Source organism: Intestinimonas sp. (assembly GCF_026169115.1).
Classification (GTDB): Bacteria; Bacillota; Clostridia; order Oscillospirales; family Oscillospiraceae; genus Intestinimonas.
Map to the genome: position 1 here is coordinate 1 of NZ_JAPFEA010000155.1, position 10,463 is coordinate 10,463.

Annotated in this window: 10 protein-coding genes; 8 read left to right on the forward strand and 2 right to left on the reverse strand. The window is 65.7% G+C overall.

All coding sequences use genetic code 11. The features are described from left to right. The first annotated feature begins 49 nt into the window (after nt 1–49). Both Q0Y09_RS13065 and Q0Y09_RS13070 read left to right on the forward strand, forming a co-directional pair. A complete protein-coding gene (locus tag Q0Y09_RS13065; RefSeq protein ID WP_297722627.1) occupies nt 50–1,339 on the forward strand; it encodes a GHKL domain-containing protein in 1,290 nt (429 codons plus the stop codon). 99 nt (nt 1,340–1,438) lie between these two features. Beyond that, nucleotides 1,439–2,230, forward strand: a complete 792-nt coding sequence (locus Q0Y09_RS13070) for a sulfite exporter TauE/SafE family protein (RefSeq protein WP_297722630.1) — start codon at nt 1,439–1,441, stop codon at nt 2,228–2,230. A gap of 86 nt (nt 2,231–2,316) precedes the next feature. On the opposite strand, the gene Q0Y09_RS13075 is transcribed toward Q0Y09_RS13070, so the two are convergent. Then, a complete protein-coding gene (locus tag Q0Y09_RS13075; protein ID WP_367184393.1) occupies nt 2,317–3,171 on the reverse strand; it encodes a substrate-binding domain-containing protein in 855 nt (284 codons plus the stop codon). A gap of 499 nt (nt 3,172–3,670) precedes the next feature. Between Q0Y09_RS13075 and Q0Y09_RS13080 the strand changes: the two genes are divergently transcribed. The 3 genes from Q0Y09_RS13080 to Q0Y09_RS13090 are packed head-to-tail and all read left to right on the forward strand — an operon-like array spanning nt 3,671 to nt 6,853. After that, entirely contained in the window at nt 3,671–5,083 is a 1,413-nt protein-coding gene (locus Q0Y09_RS13080) for a serine hydrolase (protein ID WP_297722633.1), read from the forward strand. A gap of 22 nt (nt 5,084–5,105) precedes the next feature. Beyond that, nucleotides 5,106–5,804: an amino acid racemase gene (locus Q0Y09_RS13085; RefSeq protein WP_297722636.1), complete on the forward strand. Its 699-nt coding sequence runs from the start codon at nt 5,106–5,108 to the stop codon at nt 5,802–5,804. Between the two features lie 14 nt (nt 5,805–5,818). Continuing rightward, nucleotides 5,819–6,853 (forward strand): P1 family peptidase, encoded by a 1,035-nt coding sequence (locus Q0Y09_RS13090; protein WP_297722639.1) that lies wholly within the window; start codon nt 5,819–5,821, stop codon nt 6,851–6,853. 54 nt (nt 6,854–6,907) lie between these two features. On the opposite strand, the gene tsaA is transcribed toward Q0Y09_RS13090, so the two are convergent. Further along, nucleotides 6,908–7,594, reverse strand: coding sequence for a tRNA (N6-threonylcarbamoyladenosine(37)-N6)-methyltransferase TrmO (gene tsaA / locus Q0Y09_RS13095; RefSeq protein ID WP_297722642.1), 687 nt, complete (start codon nt 7,592–7,594; stop codon nt 6,908–6,910). 273 nt (nt 7,595–7,867) lie between these two features. Here tsaA and Q0Y09_RS13100 point away from each other — a divergent pair, with 273 nt between their 5' ends. The 3 genes from Q0Y09_RS13100 to Q0Y09_RS13110 form a co-directional block, all read left to right on the forward strand. Continuing rightward, nucleotides 7,868–8,632, forward strand: a complete 765-nt coding sequence (locus Q0Y09_RS13100) for a 4Fe-4S binding protein (protein WP_297722645.1) — start codon at nt 7,868–7,870, stop codon at nt 8,630–8,632. A 3-nt stretch (nt 8,633–8,635) separates the two neighbouring features. Then, nucleotides 8,636–9,388: a nitroreductase family protein gene (locus Q0Y09_RS13105; protein ID WP_297722648.1), complete on the forward strand. Its 753-nt coding sequence runs from the start codon at nt 8,636–8,638 to the stop codon at nt 9,386–9,388. A gap of 103 nt (nt 9,389–9,491) precedes the next feature. Then, a partial coding sequence (locus Q0Y09_RS13110; protein ID WP_297722651.1) for a PEP/pyruvate-binding domain-containing protein occupies nt 9,492–10,463 on the forward strand: 972 nt, incomplete at its 3' end.

Here is a 10,463-nt window from a genome sequence, read left to right on the forward strand (position 1 = left end):
CCAGCGGGCGGCCCTGGCCGCCCTGGCCCGGGCGGAGCTGGAGGAGTAGATGGGGACGGAGATGGAACTGGGGCTGCTTCAGCAGCTGTTCGGCCGGGGCCTGTGGGTGGCTGCGGCCCTTGGAGACGGGATCTTTCTCTACCGGAGCTGGAGCCGGTTCGTCCGAATCCGGGCGGGGCGGCTCTGGTCCGCGGCCATGTTTGCGGTGCTGGGCATTGTCAGCATCACGGTGATCTGGATCGGAGACCCCAATCTGCTCTATGTCCTGCCGGTGGTCCTCCTGGCCGGCGTGCTCTGCACCCGTGGCAGCCTGGCCGGACGCCTGGCGGTGGCGGCCATCTTTTTCTCCCTCATCATGTCGGTCAACGCCACGCTGGACACCTATCTGGAGCTGCTGACGCCCAGGGGCATGCTCAGCCGGGCCCTCCGCCCGGCTGTCTATGGCGGAGTGTACCTCCTGGTGCGGCGGCGGCTGCCGGAGGAGCCGCCGGAGCTGTCTTTCCGGCTGTGGCGGCTGGTCCTGGTCCTGGCGGCCATGCCCCTGTGCGCCCTGAGCGCCGTGGTGCTGCTGACCTCCCACTGGTACAGATCTCCGGAGGTCAATCTGGTGGGATTGAACCAGGGGATGGTGGTGCTGCCCTTCGTGCTGCTCACCGCCGTGGCGCTGCTGGCCGCCATCCTGCTCCTGGCCGACCACGAGCGGCTGGAGCGGGCGGAGCAGCTGGCGGGACTGCGGGAGGTCTATTACCAGGGGCTGCGAGAGCAGGAGGGACAGGTGCGCACCCTGCGCCACGACCTGCGCAATCACCTCACGGTCCTCCGTGGTCTGCTGGAGCGGGGGGAGACGGCGCGGGCCCTGGGCTACCTGGAGCAGCTCGCCGGCTCTCCGGCCCTCCGGGGGACCCGACGGCTGTGCGAAAATGAGGCGGCCAACGCCGTCCTCTCCGCCAAGGCGGAGGCCATGGAGCGGGCGGGGATCGCGGCGGACCTCGCCGTCTCTCTGCCGGCGGAGCTGCCGGTGGAGGACATGGACCTGTGCGCCCTTCTGGGAAACGCCCTGGACAACACCATGGAGGGGGTCCGTAGGGCGGGGCTGCGCGGGGTCACGGTCCGCTGCCGGGTGGACAAGGGGCTGCTGATGCTGCGGGTGGCAAACCCCGTGGGGGCGGAGGTCAGGCCGGACCTGACCACCACCAAGGCCGACCACAGCCGCCACGGCTTCGGGATCCCTGGGATGCGGGAGATCGCGGAGCGATACGGCGGCACCCTGGAGGCCGGTGTGAGGGACGGGCGCTTTGAGCTGGTGGTGTGCCTGCCGGTCCAGGCCCGCGGCGCCTGAGCGGAAGGGCTTTGCCCTTCCGCCGCCGATATGGTATAATGGGAGCCGTATCGGCCCGGACGCCCTTCCGGACCGGAGAATGAGGCAGGAGGCGGTTCCATGCAGTATGTCCTATATTTTCTCATCGCCATCGGGGCGACGACGGCGGGCTCGCTCACCGGAATGGGCGGCGGCGTCATCATCAAGCCGCTGATGGATGTGCTCCACCAGTTCGACGTGGAGACCATCGGCGTGCTCTCGTCTATCACGGTCTTTTCCATGTCGGCGGTCTCCATCGGCAAGCAGATGCTCGCCAAGGCCCAGATCCCCTTCCGCATCGCCATCCCCCTCTCTGTGGGCTCGGTGGCGGGGGGCTACCTGGGGCAGTGGCTGCTGCGGCAGATCGTGTCCGGGCTGGGGGCCCAGGGCATGGTCACGGTGGTCCAGAACGGTCTGCTGGCCGTCCTGATCCTGGTCGTCTATTTCTACATGCGGCATAAGGCGGACATCCGGGGGCTCCAGCTCTCGGGGGTCCTGGTCTCCCTGGGGGCCGGCTGCTTTTTGGGGGTCTGCTCCTCCTTCCTGGGGATCGGCGGCGGCCCCATCAACGTGGCCCTCATCATCTACCTCTACTCGGTCAGCACCAAAACGGCGACCATCTGCTCGCTGATGACCATTCTCTTTGCCCAGATCTCCAAGCTGCTCACGGTGTCCATGACCACCGGCTTCGGGGTGTATGACCTGTCTGTGGCTCCGGTCATGGTGGTGGGCGCCATCGCCGGCGGCTTTCTGGGGGCCAGCCTGAGCAAGCGGTGCTCCGAGGAGGGGGTCGAGCGGGCCTTCAACGCCATCCAGCTGCTGGTCCTGGCCATCACAGTATTCAACATCGTCCGCAACCTGATCGGTGGCTGAGCGTGCTCGCCCCGACAGGGAGGGACCGAGACAAAACGAAAAAGCCTGCCGGGCAGTTCGCGGAAAGGAACTGCCCGGCAGGCTTTTTATGTCAGGGTACGGATCGAGTCGCCGATGTGGATCTTGGGTTTGAGCACGTAAGTATAATTTTTGTCCTCGCAGTCGTGGCGCTGGATCATGGTCATGAGCCGGGTGGCCACCAGCTGCCCCACCTTTTCGCCCTGGTGGATGGAGCAGGTGATCCCCTCCGTCTCCCAGTCGCCGCTGGAGTAGTCGAAGCACACCAGGGAGCAGTCCTCCGGTACCCGTTTTCCCTGGTCCTCCAGGACCTGCCGCACCAGGCGGTAGATCATGTAGTTGCAGCAGACCACCGCGGTGTACTTGGGGAGCCTGCGGAGGAAGCGGTCAATGGACCGGGCGAAACGGGGACCGTAGGCTTCATCGGAGACGCACCATTTGATGTAGTCGTCCTGGAACTCCACCCCCCGCTTGATGAGGGCGGCGATGGTCCCCTGGAACTTTTCGATGCTCTGGTAGTTGTCATAGATGAAGATGCTGGCGATGTGCCGGTGACCGGCCTGGACCAGCAGGCCGATGAGCCGGTCGGCGCACTCCAGGTCGTTGACGATGACCCGGGGGTAGTGGAGGTTCTTGTAGTAGTTGTTGTAGAAGATGATGGGGATGCGCCGACGGTAGAGTTCCTGATAGCAGTCCAGATTGGGGTTGAGCAGACTGGCCTTGACGCCGTCAAAATTCTGGTGGTGTGGCTCGATTTGGGAGATGGTCATGAAGAAGGGCTTCTTCTTGTCGTAGGTATCGAAGAATTCCAGGGCCATGTCGGTCATGCAGTCGGCCCGGTCGCCCTTGAAGTCCACCCGGTTGTTGTTCTCGGCGAAGACATAGAAAAGGAAAGCGGACCAGCGTTTACTATTGCCACCCATACTCACCGCATGAGCGTGGCTCCAATGAGAATATGAACAGACTGATTAGACGATTCTTTCCCAAGGGCGCAACTTTGATGAGGTGGACCCAGAGGACATCCGCCGTGTAGAAAAATGGATAAACTCCTATCGCAGAAAGGAGCTGGGCTGGCGCTCCTCGGAGGAAGTGATGGCGGAGCATCTGGCCGTATAAAAATTGCACAGGCCTGTCTCGACAGCCGTAGCAGCCTTTACTCTCCGGCTGTTTTTGTATGGATAAATGTCGTGGAGTTGCATAAAATTAAGAACCGCTTGACATGCACGGCGGCTACATCTTGCGCCAATCAAAAAATTTTAACAAGTTTTTGAATTAGTTTTTGACATTTAGGCGCACTTGACAGGGCCGGCGGGGTGAGATAAACTGAGCTTGTCGACAAGCTGAGGCGCTGCGATCCCAGAGGTCGCGGCGCTTTTTGCATCCCCGCCCGCAGGGCGGGAGCAAGGGTCAGAGGTGAGGAAGATGGAACGGAACGTAAAAGAACTGGAGGCCCGCCTGGAGGCGCGCTTCCAAAAGCGGGGCCTGCCCGGCCTGGCGGTGTGCATCCGGGGGCCGGAGGGCATCCTTTTTGAACGGGGCTTCGGGCATCGGAGCATGGAGCCTCAAAGGCCGGTGGACGGGGACACGGTCTTCGGCATCGCCTCCATGAGCAAGTCCATGACAGCCCTGGCCTGCTGTATCCTCCATGCGGAGGGAAAGATGAGCCTGGAGGACCCGGTGGTGAAGTACTTCCCCGACTTCCACATCCCCGGCGCGCCGGACGAGTGCGTCACGGTGCGCACCCTGGCCATGCACCGCTCCGGCCTGCCCCCTATGGAGCCCCTGGAGTGGTCCATCGCCATGAACAGCAAGGAGCGGGACACCCACTGGTACCGGGAGATGGTGCGCACCGCCCCCAACAAGATGGACCGCATCGAGCAGATCGTGGACTACATCTCGGCGGGCAACTACCGGCCGGTGGGGGCGCCGGGGGAGTATATGAGCTACTCCAACGAGGGCTACGCCCTCCTCTCCTATATCGTGGACCAGGCCGCCGGCGTCACCCTGGAGGAGTTTTTGAACACGCGGCTCTTCCAGCCCCTGGGCATGACCCGGACGGTGCTGGACCTGGACTGCTCTGAGGCCAGGGCCCTGGCCGGGGACAACCTCACCAGTCTCTTTGAGCGGGACGAGGACGGCAGGCTGGTGTGGGACGACGACTGGTCCGTGCTGCCCCCCTTCCGGGGCTGCGCCTGCGTGAAGTCTACGGCCAAGGACATCACCCGCTACTACCAGATGCTCTCCAACGGCGGTGTTTGGGAGGGGAAACAGGTGGTCCCCGCCGAAGCGGTGGACCTGATGATCGGCCCGGCCTTCCCCCTCCGGGAGAAGTACTACTACTGTATGGGCCTTCAAAAGCGGCTGCTGGGGGGGAAGATGGTGTGCCAGCACTCCGGCGGCCTCCACGGCGTGTCCACCCAGGGCGGGCTTTTGGAGGGGGGCTACGGCGTGGCCGTCCTGTGCAACGAGGGCGACGTGGACGTGGAGGACTTCCAGTGGATCTGCTACAACTACCTGCTGGGCCTCCCCCTGGAGACGGAGCACTATTGGGATATCCCCAACGGCGGCAGGTTCAGCCGGCCAGAGATGCTCTTGGGCGACTACCTGGCCCGGGAGGGCCTGCCCGCCCACTGCGTGGTGGAGGAGAAGGACGGCGCGCTGGTGGGCACCTATCAGGATAAGCCGGTGCGGCTGCTCTGGTGCGGACAGAACATCTTCACGGCGGTGGACGCCGGGGACCCGGCCAAGCGGGTGACCACCCTGCGGTTCTACACCCGGGACGGCGCCGCCTGGGGCGTGAAGTGCGGCTCCCGGATCTACCAGCGGGTGGAGTGAGACGGCGGAAGGAGGGAGAGGGATGGAGCATCCCATCGGTATCATCGGCGGCATGGGCCCCATGGCCTCCCAGCTCTTTTATCAAATGGTGACCGCCCACACGGCGGCGGAGCGGGACCAGGACCATGTGGACCTCATCCTGCTCAGCGACGCCTCCATGCCTGACCGGACGGCGGCCATCCTGTCGGGGGACTACGCCGGGGTGGAGGGGCAGCTTTTGGCCGACGCCCGACTGCTGGGACGGTGCGGCTGCGCCGCCATCGCCATCACCTGCAACACCGCCCACTTTTTTGCAGACCGCATCGCCGGGGAGGTGGGTATCCCCATCCTCCACATGGTCCGGGAGACGGCGGAGCTCCTGGCCCGGCGCTGCCCCGGCGGGCGGGTGGGGGTCTTGGCCACCGAGGGCACGGTGCGGACCGGCCTTTACCAAAGCGCCCTCACCCGGCTGGGGCTGGTCCCCTGGACGCCCCCGCCGGAGCTCCAGGGGGAGGTCACCCGCCAGATCTACGGGCGGGTGAAGCGGGGTCTGCCCTATGATGGGGCGGGCTGGCAGCGGCTGGAGGACGCCTGCCGGGCGGCGGGCTGCGCCGCCGTGGTGCTGGCCTGCACGGAGCTGTCGGTCATCAAGGCCGAGGCGGGGCTGGGGGACTGGTATGTGGACCCCCTGGAGGTCCTGGCCCGCAAAGTCATCGAGACCGCCGGGAAGACCTGGCGCTGAAAGGAGAGACGACCATGGGACTGCCGGAAGAAAGCGGCTTTGACCTCCACGCCAAGTGGCCCAGGGGGGCGCGAAATCTCATCACCGACGTGCCCGGCGTGCGGGTGGGCCATGCAACATTGAAGGCGGGGGAGGTCCACACCGGCGTCACCGCCGTGCTGCCCCACGGGGGCAACTGTTTTCAGGATAAGGTGATGGCCGGGGTGTCGGTCATCAACGGCTTCGGCAAGAGCGTGGGCCTCATTCAGGTGGAGGAGCTGGGGACCATCGAGACCCCCATCCTCCTCACCAATACCCTGAGCGTGGGGACGGCCTGCGAGGCCCTCACCCGGTACATGCTGGAGGGGAACCCGGACATCGGGGTGACCACCGGCACGGTCAACTGCCTGGTCACCGAGTGCAACGACGGGCGGCTCAACGACATCCGGGGGCTCCACGTCCGGCCCGAGCACGTCCGGCAGGCCCTGGAAAACGCCGGGGAGGACTTTGCCGAGGGGGCCGTGGGGGGCGGGACCGGCATGGTCTGCCTGGGGCTCAAGGGAGGCATCGGCTCGGCCTCCCGGGTCCTGGAGGCCGACGGCGGGACCTATACCGTGGGGGCCCTGGTCATGTCCAACTTCGGCGCGGCGGGCAACCTGGTCATCGGCGGGAAACACTACGACACCCGCCTGGGCCGGGAGGAGCGGAAGGACGAGGGCTCCATCATCATGCTCCTGGCCACCGACCTCCCCCTCAACGAGCGGCAGCTCAAACGGCTGGCCAAGCGGTCCATGGTGGCCCTGGGCCGGGTGGGCTCCTACTGCGGCAACGGCAGCGGCGATATCGCCGTCGCCTTCACCACCGCCAACCGCCTGGCCCATTACAGCCAGCGGGATATTCTGGAGACCCGGATGTTCTACGATGAGAACATCGACCGGGTCTTTGAGGCCGGGGTGGAGGCGGTGGAGGAGGCCATCATCAGCTCCCTCTACCACGCCGAGACCACCACCGGGGTCCGGGGCAACACCTACCTGGGGCTCCGGGACTTCGTGGAGCGTTACGGAGGATAAAAGCGCATGAGCTCCGCCGGCACAGTCGGCGGAGCTCATGCTGCTTTGGGGGCGTTACAGGGGGACGATGTCCCGGACGGTGAGGGTGCCTTCGGAGACGGAGAAGCGGATGGTGTGCCCGGCGAAGTCCATGCCGTAGATCCGCTCCGGGTCGTGCTGGTAGGAGGGGCGGGGGTCCCGGGCCAGGACCTCCAGCAGCCCCTGGGCCTTGTCCTCGGGCAGCTGGGTCAAAAGCGCCGGCGGACAGTCCACCTCCAGCAGACTGCCGCCGGTGGGGGCGAAGCCCCCCAGGGCCTCGGGGTGGCAGTCGGCATAGGGCAGGTAGGGCTTGAGGTCCAGGATGGGGGTGCCGTCCATGAGGTCGGCCCCCGAGACGATGAGCTGGGGGCCCTCCGGCGTGTGAAGCCGGACCTCCTCCAGCTTCACGGCGGACAGGCCGATGGGATTGGGCCGGAAGGGGGAGCGGGTGGCGAAGACCCCCATGCGCTCGTTGCCCCCCAGCCGGGGAGGACGGACCGTGGGGGACCAGCCAGCCCCCACCGAACGGGAGAAGACCCACACCAGCCACAGGTGGGAAAAGCCCTCCAGCCCCCGGAGGGCGTCGGGATTGCGGTATTCCGGCGCGAATACCACGGTGGAGCGGAGGGAGCCGGCCAGTCCGCTCTGGCGGGGGATGCCGAATTTGGTGGGAAAATCGCTGCGGATGTGGGCCACCGGGGCCAGGGTGAGGGCGTCAGACATGGTGTGCCTCCTTCTCTGCGTGATCTGGCGGCTCCATTCTATCACAGCCCGGGCCGGTGGGACAAGAGGGGCGGCTTTTTTCCGCAAAGGAGCGGGAATGGCGTGACTTTTCGCCGGGCGGTATGCTATACTTACCTTATAAATAGACGGTCCCATGACAGGCGGCGGCGCTGACCCGACGCAGCGGCTCCGCCGCCCAGGCCGGAGCCGTGGCCTGGACACAATTACAATGGAACAGGTCTGGCGCGCCAGACCGGAAAGGTGGAAACAGATATGCTCTCTCTCTTTTTCAGCCCCAGAGGGACCACGAAAAAGTCGGCCCGGGCCATCCTTCGGCCCTTCGGGCCCGTGCAGGAGCGGGACCTGCTGGGCCGCCCCCTGCGTGAAGACATCGACGTGCCGGCGGAGGAGCCGGTGCTGGTGGCCATGCCGGTGTACGCCGGGCGCATCCCCCAGGGCTGCCGGGAACAGCTCGCCGCCCATCTGAAGGGCCGGGGCGGCCCCGCCATCGCCGTGGCGGTCTACGGCAACCGGGACTATGACGACGCCCTGGCCGAGCTCCAGGACCTGCTGGAGGGGAACGGCTTCCATGTGGTGGCCGCCGGAGCCTTCATCGGCCGGCACTCTATCTTCTCCAATGTGGCCGCCGGCCGCCCCGACGAGGCCGACCTGGCCGCCATGGCCGACTTCGGCGCGCGCTGCAAGGCGGTGCTGGACGCCTATGTCCCCGGCGGGGCGCACACCCCCATCGCCCTCAAGGGCAGCCACGACCTGCCCCCCCACAAGTCGGTGCCCTTCCACCCCACCGCCGGGGACCGGTGCATGAAGTGCAACGCCTGCGCCAATGCCTGCCCCGCCGGGGCCATCCCCATCGAGACCCCCTGGGTCACCGACGAGAGCAAATGTATCTCCTGCGGTGCCTGCATCTACCTCTGCCCCACCCAGACCCGGCAGTACCGGGGCGAGTCCTATGAGGCCGCCGCCAAGGGCTTCGAGGCCAAATGCGCCCAGCGCCGGGAGCCGGAGGTGTTCTTTTAAGCCGTGAACGAGATCATACAGAGTCTCTATGACCGCAAGTCGGTCCGGGCCTTTGAGGACCGCCCCGTGCCGGCGGAGCTGAAGGCGGAGCTGCTGGCCGCCGCCGCCCAGGCCCCCACCGCCGGCTGCCAGCAGCTCTACACCATTCTGGACATCACCGACCCGGCCCTCAAGGCCGCCCTGGCCGAGACCTGCGACCACCAGGACTTCATCGCCAAGGCGCCGGTGGTGCTCGTCTTCTGCGCCGACTGCCTCCGGTGGTATGATGCCTACCAGGCCGCCGGGCGCACCCCCCGCCGCCCCGGCCCCGGCGATTTGATGCTGGCCGTCACCGACGCCGCCATCGCCGCCCAGAACGCCGTGGTGGCCGCCCAGAGCCTGGGCCTGGGCTCCTGCTACATCGGGGACATCATGGAGCGGTACGAGGACCAGCGCCGCCTGCTGGACCTGCCCCCCTGGGTCTTTCCCGCCTGTATGCTGGTGCTGGGCTGGCCCACGCAGCAGCAGAGGGAGCGGAAAAAGCCGGCCCGGTTCGACCCGGCCTTCGTTGTCCACGAAAACGGCTACCGCCGCCTGGACGAGGGGCAGCTCCGGGCCATGTTCCGGGATCGCTGCGGCGGACAGAGCTTCGAGGGCTTCCTCTCCGCCTTTTGTGACCGCAAGTACGAATCGGACTTTTCCCGGGAGATGAGCCGGTCCGTGGGGGAGTACCTCCGGGACCTGGAAAGGGCGCCGGAACATCCCACGTGGGAATGACCAAAGTTTCTAAAAGTGTGGTTGCAATTTTCTATCGGAATGGTATAATTGTGGCAAGCGATACTAAATCGACTTTTGAACACCATTGAAGGAGGACGAACCAATGGCAAAATTTGTCTACGACTTCTCCGAGGGCAACGGCTCCATGCGTGAGCTGCTGGGCGGCAAGGGCGCCAACCTGGCGGAGATGTCCAATCTGGGTATGCCCGTTCCTCAGGGCTTTACCGTGACCACCGAGGCGTGCACCAAGTACTACACCGACGGCCGCGCCATCGCTCCCGAGATCGAGGCTGAGATCATGGAGCACCTGGCCAAGCTGGAGGAGAAGACCGGCAAGCAGTTCGGTTCCACCACCAACCCCCTGCTGGTGTCCGTGCGCTCCGGCGCCCGGGCCTCCATGCCCGGCATGATGGACACCATCCTGAACCTGGGCCTCAATGACGTGGCCGTGGAGGGCTTTGCCGCCAAGACCGGCAACCCCCGTTTTGCCTACGATTCCTACCGCCGCTTCATCCAGATGTTCTCCGACGTGGTGATGGAGCTGTCCAAGAAGCGTTTTGAGGAGATCATCGACGATCTGAAGGACCAGAAGGGCGTCAAGCAGGACGTGGAGCTGGACGCCGACGACATGAAGGAGCTGGTGGTCCGCTTCAAGGAGTTCTACAAGGCCGAGAAGGGCGTGGACTTCCCCCAGGACCCCAAGGTCCAGCTGATGGAGGCCGTCAAGGCCGTGTTCCGCTCCTGGGACAACCCCCGCGCCAACGTCTACCGCCGCATGAACGAGATCCCCTACGACTGGGGCACCGCCGTCAACGTCCAGTCCATGGTCTTCGGCAACTCCGGCGACAACTCCGGCACCGGCGTGGCCTTCACCCGTAACCCCGCCACCGGCGAGAAGGCCCTCTTCGGCGAGTACCTCATCAACGCCCAGGGCGAGGACGTGGTGGCCGGCGTGCGCACCCCCTCCCCCATCAGCAAGCTCCACGAGGAGATGCCCGGCGTGTACGATCAGTTCGCCGACATCGCCAACCGCCTGGAGCAGCACTACAAGGACATGCAGGACATGGAGTTCACC

What these genes read in the sequence shown, in the direction of transcription:
- Q0Y09_RS13065 (WP_297722627.1), top strand. Translation starts at nt 50, where the DNA reads ATGGGGACGGAGATGGAACTGGGGCTGCTTCAGCAGCTGTTCGGCCGG.
- Q0Y09_RS13070 (WP_297722630.1), top strand. Translation starts at nt 1,439, where the DNA reads ATGCAGTATGTCCTATATTTTCTCATCGCCATCGGGGCGACGACGGCG.
- Q0Y09_RS13075 (WP_367184393.1), bottom strand. Translation starts at nt 3,171, where the DNA reads ATGGGTGGCAATAGTAAACGCTGGTCCGCTTTCCTTTTCTATGTCTTC.
- Q0Y09_RS13080 (WP_297722633.1), top strand. Translation starts at nt 3,671, where the DNA reads ATGGAACGGAACGTAAAAGAACTGGAGGCCCGCCTGGAGGCGCGCTTC.
- Q0Y09_RS13085 (WP_297722636.1), top strand. Translation starts at nt 5,106, where the DNA reads ATGGAGCATCCCATCGGTATCATCGGCGGCATGGGCCCCATGGCCTCC.
- Q0Y09_RS13090 (WP_297722639.1), top strand. Translation starts at nt 5,819, where the DNA reads ATGGGACTGCCGGAAGAAAGCGGCTTTGACCTCCACGCCAAGTGGCCC.
- tsaA (WP_297722642.1), bottom strand. Translation starts at nt 7,594, where the DNA reads ATGTCTGACGCCCTCACCCTGGCCCCGGTGGCCCACATCCGCAGCGAT.
- Q0Y09_RS13100 (WP_297722645.1), top strand. Translation starts at nt 7,868, where the DNA reads ATGCTCTCTCTCTTTTTCAGCCCCAGAGGGACCACGAAAAAGTCGGCC.